This is a genomic window from Vibrio sp. MOR3, assembly GCF_001557775.1.
Classification (GTDB): domain Bacteria; phylum Pseudomonadota; class Gammaproteobacteria; order Enterobacterales; family Vibrionaceae; genus Vibrio; species Vibrio jasicida.
Genome location: NZ_LNRD01000004.1, coordinates 373,327 through 391,992, shown reverse-complemented (window position 1 = coordinate 391,992; position 18,666 = coordinate 373,327). Strand labels below are relative to the sequence as shown.

The window sequence follows — 18,666 nt, the reverse complement described above, 5'->3', positions numbered from 1 at the left end:
ACACCCACTTAATATAAATTCTTTATTTTGTGATTAAATAGTCACTATTTTTCATTCGCCATCGAGATGGCTTTTAATAATTCACCGTCAATATTCGGAATCGTATCCGAAAGGAATATCTGATTACCCGGTGTGTAAGTCATCAAGACGTTTCTCAGTCGCTTACTGCATTCCCCGCTCTTGTTCTGCACATCAAACTCAATCAGTTTGTTGTACACCTCATTCGCCAATTTTTCTTCCTGCTCTTCAGTAATAGCAATACGTCCCATGCAAATCGGTGGTCGCACATCATGGCTGAACACTTCATCTCGAAAGCGCTTGGCGAACAAAGTATCGAGCTTAGAGCCTTCTTCGAAAATAAAGCGACCTTGGTCTTTAAAGCGGTACTGGTCCTCACCTTTTAGCTCGATGTAATCCATCATTTCCAATGCACGGAAATAAAGCGTGATCGAGGTATGGGTTAATTGGTATTTGCTCGCAATATCTTGCGGAGACCATTCCTTCCGACGTAATAAATATAAGAAATCAAACAGGTACGGATACTGGTGAAATATTTCACTGTTAATGTCGGTGATAAATTGCTCGTTTTCTTGTTGCAGCTGTTTACCACGCATGGACAATTCGACTAAGTCAGTATCTAAATGAGTGGCATACGAGAGTATCTTGTCCAACCCTAAAGACGTGTTGTGTAACTGTCTCTTAATGGTTGATAGAGGAATCCCCATTCCGGCAGAGAGATCGGAATAACAAATCCCTTTCTCTTTAATTTTTTCTCGTAGAGCAGCAAGTAAATACGTTGCAGAATTATTCATCTAACAATGCCTGTTTTAATTTCTTCAGCATCCCTGATGATATATTCAAGAGAATCCTACTCTTGTGATGCTGGTTCCAATTATCACCAGCATTCTTTATCAATTAAATCGGTTTCAATGATGAGACTTTTACTTGTTGTTAACTGATCAAGTTTTACTCATTGCGTTCACACTTTGACCAGCTATTTTAAGCCTTATCAGTATGGCGACGAGTATAATTGTTTTGATGCGTAAAATTAAGTTCACAAAGATTTTTAGTAAAAGTTTTCTCTCAGAAGGTTATTTTATTAGGTGAGAAGTATCAAAAAGTTGTACTCAGAGATTTATTATCGTGAGGGATCACAGAAAAATAGTGACTCACTGGTAATTTATCGATTCGATGACCAGTAAAAATCTTGTTATAAGGAGCAAGAAAGTTGGTTAAATTAACCGAGGTATTATTGAAGCGCCGTCATATTATACCCGTATTTTTCTAGCTTGCTCACATAATTTATTGGCCTGCCACCAACATTTATTTTTATATTCTTTTGCCACATAAAAACTCTCTCCCGCCATCGGAGTAATAAGTTCAATGTGATCGGCTTGGCAATGTTCAATCAAGTCCTCAATGGGTTCATCCCATTTGTGCGTAAACAACTCATACGTTGCCCAGTGTACAGGTAGCAACTTCTTCGCTTGCAGATCTTTGAATGCGCGTACGGTGTGATGCGCTTGCATGTGTCCCCAATTCTCAACCGGATAACCTTGGTTGCCTTTCACATCTGCCGCGACTTCCAAACAGGCGATATCAACCGGACCGCAACGCTGGGCGATTTGTGCAAAGTGACTATCGTACGCACTGTCGCCGCTGAAATAGAGGGTCTCTTGCTGACCTTTTACTACCCAAGAAGCCCATAAGGTCGAATTCTTATCCAGATAAGTACGCCCTGAGTTGTGATTGGCTGGCGTGCAAATCAGCTCGACGTTGGCGTAATGAACGCTCTCCCACCAATCAAATTCCACCACGTTATCAGGTCTAACGCCCCAACGAATCAAATGCTTACCGACACCGAGTGGCACGTAAAATGTTACGGATTTATCAGAATAGTAACGTATGGTCGAAGCTTCGAGGTGATCGTAATGATCATGAGAGATCACGATGACATCCGGAATCGGCAAGCTATCACGTACGGCTGTATTGGGGATATTGCGCTCAAACCATGCCTTAGCAATCAACGGCGACGCATAGTCGAATACAGGGTCAGTCAGAATGCGCACGCCATCGGTCTCAATCATCAAAGTGGAATGCCCGAGCCAAGTGACTCGCATCGCTTGTTGTCGCTGTTCAAAGCGCGTGGGCTCTATCGATGAATAAGGCAACTGGTTATCGGGACTGAGCGGCGAACGTCCGCCCATGTAGGCCCAACACACTTGCCAAAAAGACTGAGGGCTTGGCACATTTGGCATCTTGTCTTTGACGCGTCCATGTTCAAATTGAGCTGAGTGGTTAATGCGATGCGCCAACTGCGCGTAGTAAGTGTGAGGAGTAATCAGTGATTGCGTTGCGCGCTCACGAGCCAAGTACGTGTTTTTAAGTGTCGTTTCAGACATGTCCTATCTACGTCTTGTTCACTAAACTATGGTTTTAGTTAAGCCTGCTTGTATGTCTTTTTCATGACCAAAATAGGGCGTAAGATGAAGATTAGGTTTCAGAGAAGTATTTCTGTCCTTTATCGGTCTTGATAAGGAAGAGAGAAGGAGAAAAAGTTATGGTGACCTGCAGCCAATACGATTTTATTGAAATCGCCTGTATGTTTAATCTGACCGTGGAGATCACCCTCAGAAACGGTGAGAAACATCAAGGCAGCGCATTTGATACAGGCTACGATATTGAACGACAAGAGTGCTTATTTTTGGATATCGATGGCGAGCACATTTCGTTCCCAACCGAACAATTGATTGCGATGAGAGCACTCAAAGACAATCCGCATTTCAGTGAAGTGACCTTCGGTTAATTGCTCGAAAACCGATAGAAAAGTCAGACATAAAAAAGCGCCCTTAACTGGCTGAGTTAAGGGCGCTTTTGTTTAGCTTTAGAGGTTTACCTTGAGCGGATAAATATCAGCATCGGCATCATGATAACGAACATCACCCCGACCAATTGGAAGGTGTGCACAAAGGCCACCATTTGCGATTGCTGATGGAGCATGTTCTGGTATTGCTCCAAAGCCGCAGGATCAGTAATCGACAACCCCTGTTTCGCAGCCCAGTCATGCAGCACTGGGTTATAAGGGTTAAAGCCTTCTCCCAAAGCGTGCCATTGCTGTTGGCTGTCGCGGTATTGGTATGTAGTCGCAATCGAGATACCAAACGAACTACCAATGGTGCGGAACAGGTTAAAAATACTCGCCCCTGCCACCGACTGCTCTTTTGGCAATGTCATGTACGCCAGTGTCGATAAGGTCGAGAAGGTCAAACCTAAACCCATGCCCTGAATCATACTTGGCATCACGATCCAGAAGGTATCGATTTCCATGGAGTACAAGGTCATGAGGTAACTACCAATACCGATACAAGTTAGGCCAAAGACAATCTTCAACCTTGGGTCGAATTGTGGGTTAATCACAATCACCAATATCAGCATACAGGCAGATGCTAGCCCCCGTGGTGCCATTAACATGCCTGTGGTGGACACTGGGTAGTTTAATAAGCTTTCGAGCAACATCGGTTGCTGAGTGGTCAAGCCGAACATTGCCATCGACACCACCGCCATCATCAAGGACGAGACCATGAGGTTTCTGTCCTTGAGGAGCCACAGAGGCGCGATGGGGCTCTTGGTCTTCCAACTGCGGTAGATCCACATGATTAAGCCCATGATCGCCAGCAGCACTGCGGTTTGGATAATGCGAGAGTTGAACCAGTCTTCGTCGTTACCTTTGTCGAGTACGAACTGCAACGCTCCGACCCCGAGGGCCATATAACCAATGATCCACCAGTCGAAGTTCGGTTTGGATTTGTTGCTGATGTGGATGTAGCGATAAATCAGCGCAGTACACACTAAGCCAAATGGCAAGTTGACGTAGAAGATCCAACGCCAGTTGATGTTGTCAGTAATCACACCGCCCACTACCGGGCCTAAAATCGGACCAAGCAAGATACCGATGGAGAAGATCGCCATCGCCTTGCCTTTTTGCTCGGAAGGGTAAATCTGAACCAATGTAGATTGCGCCAGTGGAATAACCGAAGCACCAAACGCACCTTGGATAATACGGAACACTACCATCTCTTCGAGTGAACCCGCTTGTCCACAGAAAGCACTGGCAATCACAAAGCCGATGACCGCCACCAGCATGACTTTGCGCTCACCAAATCGCGATACCCAGAAACTGGTCATCGGAATGAAGATCGCCTCAGCCATGCTGTAGCCAGTTAGCACCCATGTGATTTGGTCTGCCGTTGCGCCCAACGCGCCCATCATGTGTGAAAGCGACACGTTAGCAACGGTCATGTCTATCAGCACCATGATGGCCGAAAGCATCACGGCGACGGTGGCTATTCCCCGTTTGTCGGCCGTAATCTCGTTACTCATTGTGCGTTACTTTTCAGATCAACAGTCACTTCAGAACTTGCACCCACACGTAATTGTGGCGCACCTTCAGGTACTTCAAGTGTCAAACGCACAGGGAAACGTTGTTTGATTTTCACCCAGTTACCGGTTGCGTTTTCTGGTGGCATCAAAGAGAAAGAGGTACCACTTGCTGGCGACAACTCTTCTACTTTCGCATCCCACACTACGTCTGGGTACATGTCGATCACGACTTCAGCGTGCATGCCTGCTTTGATGTGCGTTAGGTCAGTTTCTTTAAAGTTTGCGCGTACCCAGTAGCTGTCTTTCACAATCACAGGGAACAGAGTTTGGCCAATACCGACAACAGAACCAGTATGTGTATTGATTTCACCCGCGATGCCATCGACAGGAGAAGTGATGTCGGTGTAGCTAAGGTTCAACTCAGCCTGTGCAAGTTGTGCTGCCGCTTGTTGAACAACCGCAGCTTCTGCACCTTCTTCACCGCGGTTTGCGATTGCTTTTTCAACCGTTGCACGTGCTTGTTCTAAGCTTGCTTGAGCGTTCGCGAGTTTGTTCTTCGCAGTATCTAAATCTTGGTCAGACGCTAATTTGCGCTTCACTAGCGAGTTAGTACGTTTGTACTCCAACTGCGCTTCGGTCAGGTTCGAGCGTGCTGCATCTAAACCAGCGACCGCTTCTGTGACCTGTTTATCGGCCACATCATGCTGTTGAACCGCCAATTGGTAAGCCGCTTTCGCTTGTTTGACCGCGAGCAGATAAGGACGAGAATCAATCTTTAATAGCAGATCGCCTTTGTTCACCACTTGGAAGTCTTTGGCTTCTACTGAGATGACTTGACCTTGAACCTGAGGAGCGACAGACAGGATTTTTGCTCTTACGTATGCATCTTCGGTACTTGGGTGACCATCAGAATATTGCCAAGACCAGTACATCGCACCGAAGCCGATAGCACAAACGAGAAGGAAAAGGATTTTGGTCAGTTTGGATTTCGAAGAGGATTTCTTCGCGATATCGTCGCTCATTTATATTGTCCAAGTGTTCAATTATGTGATCAGTGTAGGATTTTTCCGCTTTCGAACAACAAGATGATCTGAAAGGTTAAGATCCGATTTTGAGCGTTGATAATTTGTTCAAATGATGCGCAAAGATATTCACACTCTAATCGTGCATAAAGTATAGAAGACGCTAATCATTCCGCGACTTAGACAATCACATTGGCGAATATTCCAGACAGAAAAAAGCCCCGTTAGTCTTAACTCCAACAGGGCTTTATGGTTATTTATCTTTAATTATCAATGTGCTGTAGCAAGGTGCGCGGTTACTCTTCGGCGTTGGAGCCAGATAACAACACCAAACAGCAACATTGCCGGAATCCACATCCACTCTTTGCGATAACGCTCAACAGGCACACGCACATCGACAATTTGTTGGTCAAACTGCAATCCTGCTGCCTCTGCTGGGCTAGCAAAGCTAACGATATCAATCAGGGTTTGTTCACCTTGCTGATAAGTAGCGATACCCAATGCGTCCAGCTTATCTTGTCCGGTTTCCCCTTCAGGAACCGACAACAACACCGAGAACTCTCGTATCTTACCTACTGCATCTTCACCGCTGATACGCATTCTGAGCACACTGCCCTCTTCTAGCGGCTCAAGCGTTTGTGCCAACTGGGCAGGATTACTCGATTGGTACGGGTCCACCACCATGTCGATCCAGAATCCTGGACGGAACAGAGTAAAGGCCACCAGCAATAACAGAACGCCTTCGTACCAACGGTTACGAGTCAGGAACCAACCTTGCGTCGCCGCTGCGAATATCAACATCGCGATAGTGGAGATAACAAAGATGGCAATGCCGTGCGCCCAATCGACATCAATCAACAACAAATCGGTATTGAAGATAAATAGGAACGGCAAAGCTGCGGTTCTTAGACTGTAGTAAAACGCGGTTAAGCCCGTCTTGATTGGATCCCCTTTCGACACCGCTGCAGCAGCAAACGAAGCCAGACCCACTGGCGGCGTTACATCCGCCATGATGCCGAAGTAAAACACAAACAAGTGCACCGCAATTAACGGTACGATCAAACCGTGTTGTTGACCCAGCGTGACGATAACAGGTGCTAGCAAGCTCGATACCACGATGTAGTTAGCCGTAGTTGGTAAGCCCATGCCTAGAATCAAGCTCAATACTGCGGTGAGCATTAGCATGAGTAGCAAGTTGCCCATCGACAACATCTCAACCAAATCTGCCAATACTAAGCCAACACCCGTTTGCGATACCGCACCAACAATTACGCCTGCGGTGGCGGTCGCGATACCAATGCCGATCATATTACGCGCACCAGCAATCAAGCCTTCACGCAAATCAATACAACCGTCTTTAAAGTTGCCATAATCGTGTTTGCCGTCTTTACGCATCCAAGTCAGCAGAGGACGTTGAGTCAGAACGATCACCACCAGAATCACGCTGCCCCAAAAAGCAGACAACCCAGGAGACAAACGCTCGACCATCAAACACCACACCAAGACCACCACAGGCAGTAGGTAGTGCAAGCCAGATAGCAAGACCGCGCGCGTATTTGGTAACTGTTCTAGCGGAGCATCTGGGTCCTCTTCTGGTAACGGCTCATTGCTTGCCGCCACTTTTAGCAGCGCCAAGTACACCACCGCAAGAATCAATGCCATTCCCGGTAGGACAAAGTCACCCAATACTGGCTTCAGCCATCCTAAGCCATAGTAGACCGCCATCGACAATCCAGAAATCAACGCCGCACCAAATGCAAAACCCGTGAGTCTTGCTAGCCAAGGTTTTGAACGTGCAGCATCAATTGGCTGCATGCCCAATTTGAGCGCTTCTAAATGAACAATATAAAGCAGTGCGATGTAAGAAATAGCAGCAGGTAAGAAGGCGTGCTTAATGATTTCAACGTAAGGAATGCCGACATATTCCACCATCAAAAACGCCGCAGCGCCCATAACAGGCGGCATGATTTGCCCATTCACCGATGACGCCACTTCCACTGCACCGGCTTTCTCTGGAGAGAAACCAACTTTACGCATCATAGGAATAGTGAACGTGCCCGTGGTCACAACGTTGGCGATAGACGAGCCAGAAATCAAACCCGTTAAGCCCGAGGCAACGACGGCCGCTTTTGCAGGGCCACCACGCAAGTGCCCCAACATGCTAAATGCCAATTGAATGAAGTAGTGCCCTGCTCCAGCGCGTTCCAACAACGCACCAAACAGAACAAACAAGAATACAAAGCTGGTCGACACGCCAAGTGCAATACCAAACACACCTTCCGTAGTGATCCACTGGTGGTTAGCTAACGCATCCAACTGCACGCCGCGGTGGGACAATAAACCGGGCATGTATGGGCCCGCCAAGCTGTAGCCGATAAACACCAACGCAATCACAGGCAATGCTGGGCCCAATACTCGACGCGCCGCTTCTAAAAGCAGAGGCAAACCAATCAATGCGGTAATAAAGTCTTCAGTGGTTAAGCTGCCCGGACGTTGTGCTAGTGCTTCGTACATAACAAACAAGTACAGCGAAGACGCACAAGCAATCAAACCCAACATGATGTCGAAGGCAGGAACACGGTCGCGTGGGGAGCGCTTAAAAGCAGGGAAGACAAGAAAGGCAAGCAACAAGGCAAAGCCAAGGTGAATGGCGCGCGTTTCGGTGTCGTTCATCACACCAAAGCCAACAATAAAGGGCAGCGGAGACGCTATCCAAAGTTGAAACAGAGACCAAAGTAACGCCAAACCCGCAATCAGCTTTTCCATGATTCCCGTTGGCAGGCGAGCACCCACATCTTGGGCAATCAGTTCTTCTGCCGACAGCTCACTCGGATGCGTATCAGCATGGGACGTGGAGATCGTCTTATCCATAATTTTCTCACAAACAACAGAGAAGCAAGCGCTGCGAATCCATCACAGCGCTTGCTAAAAATCGAAGGTTCTAAGAGTTACTTACAACCAGCCGCGCTCTTTGTAGTAGCGCACCGCACCTTCATGCAGTGGTGCAGACAGACCCACTTCAATCATTTCTGATTCTTTCAGGTCTTTAAATGCTGGGTGCAGACGCTTGAAGCGGTCTAGGTTGTCGAACACAGATTTCGTCAGTTGGTACACCAACTCAGGATCAGTTTCTGCTATGGTTGAGAGCACCGCTTTGCCACCGATAGATAGAGTATCGTTCGGGTTGCCACGGTACATTCCGCCCGGAATGGTTGCTTTGGTGAAGTACGCACGCTCAGCAAGTAACTTGTCGATTTCAGGACCAGTCACTGGCACCAACACCGCATCCGTTGTGGTTGAGGCTTCTTGAATCGCGCCGTTTGGGTGACCGACGAAGTAACTCATTGCATCGATGTTGTTGTCACTCATTGCAGAAGCTTGTTCTGCTGGCTTCAGATCCGACACCAAGCTGAACACATCCTGCGACCAACCTTTAGCTTGCATCACTTGCTCAAACGTATCGCGTTGACCAGAGCCAGGGTTACCAATATTGACGCGCTTGCCTTTCAAATCGTCGAAATTGGTGATGCCCGCGTCTTTACGCGCAAGAATTGTGAACACTTCACTTTGTAGTGAGAAAACGGCACGAATGTCCGTCATTGGTTGGTTATTTTGGAAAGGAGCCACACCTTCTAGGGCTTTGTATTGGTGATCTGACTGCATGATGCCGAAATTGTATTCGCCACTGCGCAAACCATTGACGTTTGCCACGCCACCACCGCTGGCTGGTGCATTACATTTAATGCTGTGGTCTGCCGCACCACGGTTTACAAAACGACAAATCGATTGGCCTGCCACGTAATAAACACCCGTTTGACCACCCGTGCCGATAGTAATAAATTTCTCTGCCGCACTTATTTTCTCACTGTATGAGAACAATGATACTGCCGAAGCAAATACTGCAATGAGTGTGGTTCCTTTCATTTTAAGTTCTTCCTGTCTATCGATTGAAAAATAAAGACATTTTTCTCAGCTAACGACAGCAAAACTGAAAAATACTCGCGTAAAATTTCCACGCTTTACGAGTAATTTTCCTTAGTCAGCCAGTCCTTAGCTTCATTTTGTAATATTTATTTTAACGTTCGATTAATAATTAACCGAACGCTTGTCATCGAATTTATCAGAACAATTTCAAAACCTAGTTATAGTAATTTTTCGCTTTTCTCAGCAATCGAGAATTAACAGAAAATTCATTTTTTAATCGATGCGTTTACAAATAGAAAAATCATAGAAAGAGAAAGAGAAAGAGAAAGAGAAAGAGAAAGAGAAAGGAGAGATGAATAGAAGTGAAAATGAAATAAAAAGGAGGGGCAATCCCCGCAACTGCCCCGAAAAGTCATGCCAATAATATTGTTGTTCTTTTGCTACTGCTTTTTCTTAGAACTTGTAACCGCCGCTGATCATGAATACCCAAGGGTTAATCTTCACGTCTGTTTTTTGCTTAGCGCCGCCAAATTTATACGTTGCTTCAGTTTCAATGTTTGCGTACCACGCCGATGCGTTTAGGAACCATTTATCGTTGATCATGTAGTCCATGCCCACGTTTGCTGCTAAACCAAATGAATCATCTAGTTTTAAGTCGCTTAGGGTTGCTCCCTTACCATTACTATTAAAGCCTTCATCAAAGAAGATGGTGTAGTTTAGACCCGCACCCACGTATGGGCGGAATTTGCTTTGTGAGTCACCAAAGTAGTACTGAACCATAACCGTTGGTGGTAGGTGTTTGGTCTCGCCGATGTCACCAAGGCCAAGTAGATCTGTTGAAATATCATGGCTAAACGGTGTTGCAGCAAGCACTTCTAAGCTGATGTTGTCGGTAAACATGTAACCGAACGTCAAGCCCAGCTGCGTGTTGGAATCCACTTTCAGCTCTTCTTGAGAACCTAGGATTTTGTCACTGCTGTCATTTGGTACAACGGATGCCGCACCAACACGTAGAATGAAGTCACCTTCACTGTGAGCGAAAACACTTGGAGACACTAACGCAGCAACCACTGCTAAACTGCAGATTGTTTTTTTCATTGTTATTTCCTTTTGTAGGGCTTTGTTTCTTTTTGTACTCAGCTGCACTCTTCCCTTTCAGGTAGTTCCTTAATGAATCCAAAACCTTGAAGCACGCGAGTATCACTATTTTCTTGAGCTGCGCGCAATCTAGCATATAGAAACCCTACTATTTTGATGGAAATCAATTTGTGAAAAATATAGCTTTTACGTATACAAAAACGCCAAATTGATCAACAAATTATGCAAATAGGACACAATCCTGTAATACAAACTGTGCGTGTGAGAAGCGTGCGTCGCAGTTCTCATTCCGCCTCTTCTGAGAGCCTCTGTGCTCAACAAAACTTTTTTCTCGATATGCTCGGGTTATTTTCAAAAAACACCCACTTCAAATCGCCAATTTAACCGCTTAAATTGGCGATTTTCGGCCTTTGTAAGCCACTGAAATACAACAAGTTATATTTCTGGAAAATCAGCCACTTAGGGTGTTAGTCTGCTTCCAACCGAACAAGGAAAAGATAAAAAGCCATGATTAAGAACGATCTCACTTTCGAACAAGAAGACTTTTCTCATCACGATTTGCAAAACACCACCTTTGAAAACTGTCGTTTTTATCAGTGCAATTTCGACCATGCCGATCTGAGTGATGCAAAGTTTATTGATTGCCGTTTTATCCAACCGAGCGACATAGAAGGCTGCAGTTTCCGTTATGCCAAACTGAAAGATGCCAGCTTTAGCAACTGCATGTTGGCCATGTCTCAGTTCAATGGCGCGGATTGCGTCGGCATCGAACTGCGTAAATGCGATTTGAAGGGCGCAAACTTTCAAAGTGCCAACTTCGCTAATCGCGTCAGCAACACGGTGTTCTTTTGTATCGCCTATATCACGGGCTGCAACTTGGCTTACACCAATTTTGAGCGCGCACTGCTAGAGAAATGTGATCTATTTGAAAACCGATGGAACGGTGCCAATTTGATGGGCGCGAGCTTTAAAGGCTCTGACTTATCGAGAGGAGAATTCAGTCGAGAACAATGGGGCAGCTTTAATATAGAAGAGAGCGATCTTACCCACGTCGACTTAGAAGGCTTGGACATTCGCCGCGTCTCTTTATACGGTGTTAAGATCTGTGACTGGCAGCAAGAACAACTGCTCGCACCATTTGGATTGATCGTTATTTAGGAAGAGGCATTATGAATCTGTTTAAAGACCTACCCAGTGATCTGAGTGAAGAAGTGTTCGAAGATTTACTCACACATAAACAACTGCGCATCGAGCGTATTGTCTCAAAGGGGCAAACCACGCCAAAGGGCAAATGGTACGATCAAGAAGAACATGAGTGGGTGTTGGTGCTGCAAGGCGCAGGTGAACTAACTTATGAAGATGGATCGGTAAAACGTTTAGAAACCGGTGACCATATCAACATTCCGGCGCATACAAAACATCGCGTCAGTTGGACAGATCCAGAACAAGAGACAATTTGGTTGGCGGTTTTTTATCAATAACCATCTATCATTTTAGAAATAAAAAAGGGGAAGGTATGCTCACCATTCCCCAAAAAGATACAAGTGGAATCGCTCTAGACTTGTATCAAAGCAGCCCCGATAAGAGCCTTCCTAGCTATTTTTTTCTTTTGACGTTGTTGTTTCCTTTTCATGCTTGTAACCCATGGTGCGGATGTGCTCTCCGTGAATGGTGTTCTTCATCAACTCCCAAAGCGCCGCAAGAAAGCGCTTGTGCATCGCATGGTGGCGAATGTATTTCACGTGAATAAATAAATAGATCATTACGAACACAAGCACGGCGATGGTCACACCATAAGCTTCATAAACACTGAGTAAGTTCATTACTATTACCCTTCTTTAACCAAACAATTCATCCACTTGCGACTACGAAAGCGGTACAAACACGCTACCCACTTAAATAAGGTTTCTAAGAAGAACATCGCAAATACCACTGGGGCGGTAAAACCAAACACCATCGCTCCCAATGCAGCCAAGGGAATGCCAAATAACCATTGCGTCGATAAGTCTTGATAGAGACAAAACTTAACGTCTCCACCCGCACGTAGAACTCCCACGACCATTAACGTAGGCAAAGAACGCAGCAAAATACCAACACACAAAATCATGTAAAACTGCTCTGCCATTCGTCTTGTTTCTGCAGATAACGCCGTAAACAGATCTAACACCGAGGATTGCAGGAACCACAAAGAAATCGACACAACCAGAGTCACACCAATGGCAATAACAGTAAATCCTTTCGCTTGGGCATAGGCTAGTTCAGGCTTATTCGCTCCAAGTTGATTCCCAACGATGACGGCAGAAGCATTCGCAATACCCGTCAAAAAACTGAGAGAAAAAGCCTCTATCGGTGTAATCACAGAAAGCACCACCAAGCCTGCCTCTCCGGTTTGCCCCATAATGGCGGTATAAGCAAACAAACCACCTGACCACGCTAAGAAATTAAGTATTGTCGGGGTTGATAGAGCGAAAAACGATCGAACATAGCGCCACTGAACTGCATCTTTGAGTGCTTGAGTGCCAAATCTTAGAGGATGCGCCTTAACCTTTAAGAACACATAAATCACAGCCACTTCCAGCATGGAGCTCAGGACCGTTGCTATCGCAGCACCTTTTAAGCCAAGCTGAGGAAACCCTAGGTGACCAAAAATCAGCACCCAGTTAAACAACACATTTAACGCAATGCCGAGACCACTAAACCAGGTACTTAACGCAGCTTGGTGCATGGCTCGTAAACCAGCAGCAACACTACCGACAAAGGCGACAGCGAGTAGGCTCCAACTCGATACCTGCAAGTACTGATGGCCCAACGCGATGATTTCCGGCGATTTAGTCGACAGCCCTATGATGTCATCACCATAAAAGTGAAAAGCAAACAATGGGATGAACGACGCCAATGTCGCCATTATCCAAGTCAATGCAGTACTTCGTGTCACTCCCTTCTGGTCTTTGGCTCCAAAATATTGCGCGGTCAGCATCGCTCCACCCGCGGTGACACCAGCTAAAAATATTGTTGCCACAAATAGTGCGCGGCTCGCCACGCCAATTGCTGCGATATTTTGTTCAGTAAGCTGCCCGATCATGACGAGATCAATCAACCCTTTGCTTGAAAACAAAATGGTTTGCAGTGTGACTGGGATTGCTACGGTCACAATAACTTTGAATAGATCAGCGCTAAATATTGGTGGCTGCACTTTGGCGTAAGATGTGGAGTTAAAGGACATCTCTCTCGCAAATTTAACAACAGAATTTGCACCAATTATGGATGGATAATTACTATCTTAAAAACCACTTATGTGGGGATATTACGTTCATAATGTAAGGAAATTCATTTGCACTCTCTCGATCAACTCTACGCTTTTGTCTCCGTTTATGAACACCATTCATATAGCGCCGCTGGACGTCACCTAGGAAAAGACCGAACGACGGTTCGTGAACTGGTAAAAGCTTATGAAGATGACTTAGGGTTCGAGTTATTCATTATTGAAGGGCGTAAAGCCCTTGCGACTCCAAGAGCTGAGCACCTATACCCACAAACCCGTCTAGTGCTTCGTCAAAATCAAAAGCTGCAAGAATTTAGTCAAGCCATGTTTGATGAGCCGAAAATGGAAATGAAGTTGGGGTACGACATGGACTTTCCAATTGAGCTTATCGCAGAGCTGGAACGGCGAAGCCTAGAGCAATTCCCTCAAATGCGTATACATTGGCTAGAGACAAATAGAGAACAAGCAATAAAAGCGGTTTCAGAGCATAAATTAGATTTCGCGATACTTCCTGCAAAAGGAAGCATTGAACCCGAGTATCCATGCGCTTATAAACATCTTGGTTATGTTGCCTATGGTCTGTTCGTCAATCCAAATAGCGACCTAGCATACAAAACTGATTTTGGCCTCGAAGATGCACAGCTTGAGGTGCAGTACCTTATGCATAACCATGTCAACGGAGAGGGGATGATTCAAGCTTTCTCGACACATACTCGAGTCGTAAGCAACCACGCTTTATTAGTCAGATTACTAGAAAATGGTGGATGGACTCTTCTTCCACTGTCCGTTGGTCAACGCTATGCCCACAAAAAAAAGTTAAAAAAGATTAATACTTCACTTCTCGCGAATAACATAAAGGTGCCGTTTAGCCTATTTCACCCTATCGGAATGGAGCATCAAATCACGACAAAAGCGCTCGTAACATGGTGTTCAGAATTGGCAACATCTTATTTTCGCTAAAGAAAAACGGGGAAAGAAACCCTAACTTTCCCCATGTGCGCATAAAGGGTCTAGGTGAAGCGCAAAAGAAATTGAAGCCATGACTCCGAGTCAGTCTCCCAACCGTTGCTCAGAAATGAACCTAACCATCACTTCAATATTCGAGAAGATAATATGTTCAATAAATGATTATTGAATGGAGAGTGTGTTTTGCTTGCGGTTGTATTCGAATCGATGGCTTTGCTCAATGCTGTCTTTGACTTCCAATCCTTCCATCGTCGTTGTGCCTTTCTCCAGTCGAACTTGATCACTGTTCAAGTCCACTATCAGCTCATCATATTGGCTTTTTTCACCATTATCGTCGTACTGCAAACGCACCTTGTACGTGCCTTTGCTTGCATCATATTCAGCTTGATAACCTTGGTTGAATGCCTCAATCGCGATGCCTTCTGGATACACCACCATGTCAACACGCGTTGGTGCTTCGGTGAATTTATAGGTTGAGATACCAAAACGGGTTTCAATGATCTCCGCTTCATAAAAGAAGTGTTCAATCTCGTTCGATGAGCTGACCATCACCATTTCAGGTGTTAACCGCATCAAGTGAAACTCAAAAATCAGAGAGGTTTTGTTGTCACCAACATTCGGGACTAATGCTTCTAACTCCGCGAGGGTACTCACATTAAAGTCACGCAAAATGTTTAATGAGAGTCGATCGAGCGTGTAAGTCACTTTGCGAGATAAGTTCTCGGCCTCAAAGCCCAGTAAGTCATCGCTGATGGTGTCGGTAATCGAACGATGCAGCAGATCGATACCGTCCACCTCATAGTTCGCTCTGTGATCTTTAAACTTAGGTACAGAGTCTGTCGTTATTCCTTCGCCACCACAGCCACTCAGTGCAAGCACCATTGCAATACTCGCTATTGCTTTATGCATCTGTACACGCTCCTTTTCCAAGACGGCGGCAGTGTAACGATTGCGGCAACGAGTTGATGTAAGCGTATGTAAGATGAGCTTATTATTACAATCAAGTAAAAGTCATTTGAATTTTTATGGGATTATCATTTTATTCGACATCAATATACTAGCTCCATTCCAAATTAACCGATGACGAACGATAACAATGAGCTGGTTTTTCTTACTTTTAGGCGTGGGCGCTGAAGCCCTTTCACACGTTGCACTTAAAGCCACTGATGGCTTTAGCAAACCGCTGCCTGCAACCCTTGTATTAGTTGGCCACTTAGCTGCCTTTGTCTGTTTGGCGCAGGCAATGAAAGGCGGCATGCCAGTTGGCATAGTTCACGCCCTTTGGGCAGGTTTGGCGATTGTATCGGTGACTTTAATCTCGCAATTGGTTTACCGCCAGCATATGGACACTAGCCTTTGGATTGGCATGGCACTTATCGCAGCAGGCGTGATGGTGATAAACTTCTCTCACGGACACGCACACTAAACCATAAGGCAGCGGATTGTCAGATAGCCAAAAGCCCTCTCTCGCACTGTTTGATTTTGATGGCACCATCACCAATGAGGATATGTTTAGCGCCTTCCTCCACTATTCTGTTTTTGGCCTGCGCAAGTGGGTCGGAAACGTTGTGATTCTGCCGTTTTATGCGCTCTACAAGGCAGGCGCCCTTCCTGCTAAGCGAATGCGCCCTATCGCCAGTTTCATCGCCTTTGTAGGAAGGGGAACGCAAGAAGTTGAAGCGCTAGGAACCCAATTTGCAAAAGAGGTGATTGAGAAACACATTCGCCCAGAAGCGCAAGCGAAACTGGAATGGCACCAAGCGCGAGGCGACACCATTGTCGTGGTCTCAGCATCAGTTAACGCCTACTTAAAACCATGGAGCCAAACACACGGCTACCAATTACTATGTAGTGAATTACTCAGCGAAAGCGAACACATTAGTGGTCGTTACCAAAGTGGTGATTGCAGTTTGGAAAGAAAGGTCGAGCGTGTGCAACGTGCTTTCGACTTGAACCAATACGAAAAAATTTATGCTTACGGCGATACCCACGAAGACATTCCGATGCTCAAATTGGCCGATCATGCGATGATGAACTGGCAACCTTGGCAAGGCGAAAACGGCCTGAATTAAAACAAGAAACCCTTCTCAAGTGAGAAGGGTTTTGCGTATTTGGAAAGAATGAAGCTTAACGCCAAACACCCCACTCACCTGTAGTTCCAGGCTCCTCACCACGCGTCCACCACTGCGCTGTCCATTCACGGCCGTTGTGTGTCACGACGTCACCTTGGTTGTACACCGCATCTTTACTCCAAAGGTTGGTCGGCTCAACCGGCGGTGTAGTATCACCTTTAATTAATGACAACGCGTAGCTAAAGTTAGCGTTCGGAGCCAACACTTGGTTTGCGTAGATGTTGTTAGTATCGAACATATAGTGGTTCATTGCTTCGTGCCAAATACCCACGTACCAATCGCCCGTTTGCTGCGAGTTAAATTGGTCAGCTAACTCCGCAGCCCACGTTGTGGTGTTGTTTGCACTGATTGGTAGTGACAGATCGACGATCTCGCTGCCCGTTGCATTAAACGTGCGGAATCGTACCGTGTCGCCTGACTCTACCGGACCAAACCCTTGTGGGACAAAGTAACCCAGAGCAGTCAGGTTGTTTGCCGGATCTGTTGGGTCTACTGGATCGGTTGGAGGCGTTGTACCATTGCCGTTCAAGGTAATGTCACTACAGTTGTAGAAGCCCTCACCTGCCACATCAATACGTTGCCAACGAGTATAGAGAATCGCATCACCTGAACGATCGGCTGGGAAGGTTACCTGCATACGGTAGCGTTTTTCTGCATCCACATACACATCGCCAGCAGTATCAATCAGCTCTAAATCATCCCAAGTCAGTGGTTGCGCATCATCATATGTTGGCTTAGAAAGGTAGAACTCCCAGTAAGACGGGTTATGCGGTGCTTTGCCGAAGAACACCAATTCGATTTGATTGTTTGCATCTGGCGTCACGTTAGTACGTTGCCAATTTGGAGATGGGATATTCAAACCTTTCTTAGCAGCATCACCCGCTGAACAAAGTTCACCGTCACGAACAATCGCTTTCACATGCGCCATATCGCGGTAGTTCGGCACGTTTGCAGCAATCTCGCTACGCTGTACGAAGGGATATGCGCCCGACTCGTCATAAGCGGCCTGACAAGCTTGGTTTGGGATTTCATTGGTCCAAAAGCCGCCATCTAAATAACAAGTATTTTGACGTGCACTTGGAAACTCGACCCAGCCATGAGCGCTGACATTAAAAGAGCTTAAAGCCGCAACTGCGCCCAAGCTTGCAAGAGGAAGGGTTACGTATGATTTCATCATTCATCCTTAAATTTTCAGATCCACTGCACGCGAACCGGGCAGCAACGTAGAAAAACTAGCAGGATGCGATTATTTAGAAGGTGAGAATAAATACTGGAATTGTCAGATTGCAGACTGCTTTCCAGCATTTTATGTGGACTTTGCTCATACTCGACTGACTCTTTCGAGTCACTTCAAATTGATGTGCCACAAAACAATGTTCTCTATACGAGCTATCGTTCATCTTTTGGCGTGTCCATCACCACCATAGTCGTGATGGCTTTAACGTGTTCGCATTCCCCAAGTACATCGGCATGAAACGCTTTGTACGCCGCTAGGTCTTGGGTTTCGACTCTTAATAGATACTCGTTAGAACCCGTAATGTTGTGGCACTCGACAACTTGGTCGACAAATCGAACGTGCTCTTCAAAGCCTAGTTGCGCGTGTTTAGAATGCGATGCCAAACCTATCGACACATACGCGACAAAACCGACGCCCATTTGCTGATTATCCAGCACCGCTCTATAGCCTTTGATCACGCCTTTTCGCTCCAAATCTTGCACTCGACGCAAGGTCGCGGATGGCGATAATCCAACTCGTTCAGACAGCTCCACATTGGAGATTCTTCCGTCTGATTTCAGCGCTTGCAATATTCTTTCGTCAAATCTATCCATGATGCTCTTTTGTTGTTTAGCGAGTGAGTATACGTCAAATAAAAGCACAAAA

The 18,666-nt window shown here is 45.9% G+C and carries 18 protein-coding genes; 6 read left to right on the top strand and 12 right to left on the bottom strand.

The genetic code is table 11. The annotated features are described in order from the left end of the window. Nucleotides 1-44: 44 nt before the first annotated feature. Together ATB76_RS11555 and ATB76_RS11550 are read right to left on the bottom strand one after the other, a co-directional pair. A complete protein-coding gene (locus ATB76_RS11555; RefSeq protein ID WP_038880264.1) occupies nt 45-812 on the bottom strand; it encodes a transcriptional regulator in 768 nt (255 codons plus the stop codon). A 456-nt stretch (nt 813-1,268) separates the two neighbouring features. Continuing rightward, a complete protein-coding gene (locus ATB76_RS11550; protein ID WP_061035232.1) occupies nt 1,269-2,402 on the bottom strand; it encodes an MBL fold metallo-hydrolase in 1,134 nt (377 codons plus the stop codon). 158 nt (nt 2,403-2,560) lie between these two features. On the opposite strand from ATB76_RS11550, the gene ATB76_RS11545 reads away from it, so the two are divergent. Continuing rightward, on the top strand, nt 2,561-2,806 hold the full coding sequence (locus tag ATB76_RS11545) for a Rho-binding antiterminator (protein ID WP_061035231.1): 246 nt from the start codon (nt 2,561-2,563) through the stop codon (nt 2,804-2,806). Between the two features lie 86 nt (nt 2,807-2,892). On the opposite strand, the gene ATB76_RS11540 is transcribed toward ATB76_RS11545, so the two are convergent. From ATB76_RS11540 to ompW, 5 genes are all read right to left on the bottom strand, one after another. Further along, entirely contained in the window at nt 2,893-4,380 is a 1,488-nt protein-coding gene (locus ATB76_RS11540) for an MDR family MFS transporter (RefSeq protein WP_039974355.1), read from the bottom strand. After that, entirely contained in the window at nt 4,377-5,402 is a 1,026-nt protein-coding gene (locus ATB76_RS11535; RefSeq protein WP_038869708.1) for an HlyD family secretion protein, read from the bottom strand. The genes ATB76_RS11540 and ATB76_RS11535 overlap by 4 nt, the downstream gene beginning before the upstream one ends. Before the next feature lie 270 nt (nt 5,403-5,672). Then, nucleotides 5,673-8,273 (bottom strand): TRAP transporter permease, encoded by a 2,601-nt coding sequence (locus tag ATB76_RS11530; protein WP_061035230.1) that lies wholly within the window; start codon nt 8,271-8,273, stop codon nt 5,673-5,675. Between the two features lie 81 nt (nt 8,274-8,354). After that, on the bottom strand, nt 8,355-9,326 hold the full coding sequence (locus tag ATB76_RS11525) for a TAXI family TRAP transporter solute-binding subunit (RefSeq protein ID WP_061035229.1): 972 nt from the start codon (nt 9,324-9,326) through the stop codon (nt 8,355-8,357). A 453-nt stretch (nt 9,327-9,779) separates the two neighbouring features. Then, complete coding sequence (gene ompW, locus ATB76_RS11520; protein WP_045415034.1) at nt 9,780-10,424, bottom strand: outer membrane protein OmpW; 645 nt, start codon at nt 10,422-10,424, stop codon at nt 9,780-9,782. Nucleotides 10,425-10,931: 507 nt separating this feature from the next. On the opposite strand from ompW, the gene ATB76_RS11515 reads away from it, so the two are divergent. Beyond that, nucleotides 10,932-11,582, top strand: coding sequence for a Qnr family pentapeptide repeat protein (locus tag ATB76_RS11515; protein ID WP_038869711.1), 651 nt, complete (start codon nt 10,932-10,934; stop codon nt 11,580-11,582). Nucleotides 11,583-11,593: 11 nt separating this feature from the next. Next, entirely contained in the window at nt 11,594-11,905 is a 312-nt protein-coding gene (locus tag ATB76_RS11510; RefSeq protein ID WP_061035228.1) for a cupin domain-containing protein, read from the top strand. Nucleotides 11,906-12,016: 111 nt separating this feature from the next. Here the strand turns inward: ATB76_RS11510 and ATB76_RS11505 are convergent, their stop codons facing one another. Both ATB76_RS11505 and ATB76_RS11500 read right to left on the bottom strand, forming a co-directional pair. Next, entirely contained in the window at nt 12,017-12,247 is a 231-nt protein-coding gene (locus ATB76_RS11505; protein WP_038869716.1) for a hypothetical protein, read from the bottom strand. A 5-nt stretch (nt 12,248-12,252) separates the two neighbouring features. Further along, entirely contained in the window at nt 12,253-13,647 is a 1,395-nt protein-coding gene (locus ATB76_RS11500) for an MATE family efflux transporter (RefSeq protein ID WP_061035227.1), read from the bottom strand. A gap of 108 nt (nt 13,648-13,755) precedes the next feature. Here ATB76_RS11500 and ATB76_RS11495 point away from each other — a divergent pair, with 108 nt between their 5' ends. Next, complete coding sequence (locus tag ATB76_RS11495) at nt 13,756-14,646, top strand: LysR family transcriptional regulator (protein ID WP_061035226.1); 891 nt, start codon at nt 13,756-13,758, stop codon at nt 14,644-14,646. 168 nt (nt 14,647-14,814) lie between these two features. Here ATB76_RS11495 and ATB76_RS11490 read toward each other — a convergent pair whose 3' ends face one another. Next, complete coding sequence (locus tag ATB76_RS11490) at nt 14,815-15,561, bottom strand: hypothetical protein (protein WP_045422011.1); 747 nt, start codon at nt 15,559-15,561, stop codon at nt 14,815-14,817. Nucleotides 15,562-15,748: 187 nt separating this feature from the next. Between ATB76_RS11490 and ATB76_RS11485 the strand changes: the two genes are divergently transcribed. Both ATB76_RS11485 and ATB76_RS11480 read left to right on the top strand, forming a co-directional pair. Next, on the top strand, nt 15,749-16,078 hold the full coding sequence (locus ATB76_RS11485; RefSeq protein WP_005434828.1) for a multidrug efflux SMR transporter: 330 nt from the start codon (nt 15,749-15,751) through the stop codon (nt 16,076-16,078). A gap of 16 nt (nt 16,079-16,094) precedes the next feature. Beyond that, complete coding sequence (locus tag ATB76_RS11480) at nt 16,095-16,724, top strand: HAD family hydrolase (RefSeq protein WP_061035225.1); 630 nt, start codon at nt 16,095-16,097, stop codon at nt 16,722-16,724. 55 nt (nt 16,725-16,779) lie between these two features. On the opposite strand, the gene ATB76_RS11475 is transcribed toward ATB76_RS11480, so the two are convergent. Both ATB76_RS11475 and ATB76_RS11470 read right to left on the bottom strand, forming a co-directional pair. After that, on the bottom strand, nt 16,780-17,958 hold the full coding sequence (locus ATB76_RS11475; RefSeq protein ID WP_061035224.1) for a lytic polysaccharide monooxygenase: 1,179 nt from the start codon (nt 17,956-17,958) through the stop codon (nt 16,780-16,782). A gap of 215 nt (nt 17,959-18,173) precedes the next feature. After that, nucleotides 18,174-18,614: an Lrp/AsnC family transcriptional regulator gene (locus ATB76_RS11470; RefSeq protein WP_027726611.1), complete on the bottom strand. Its 441-nt coding sequence runs from the start codon at nt 18,612-18,614 to the stop codon at nt 18,174-18,176. Between the last annotated feature and the right edge of the window lie 52 nt (nt 18,615-18,666).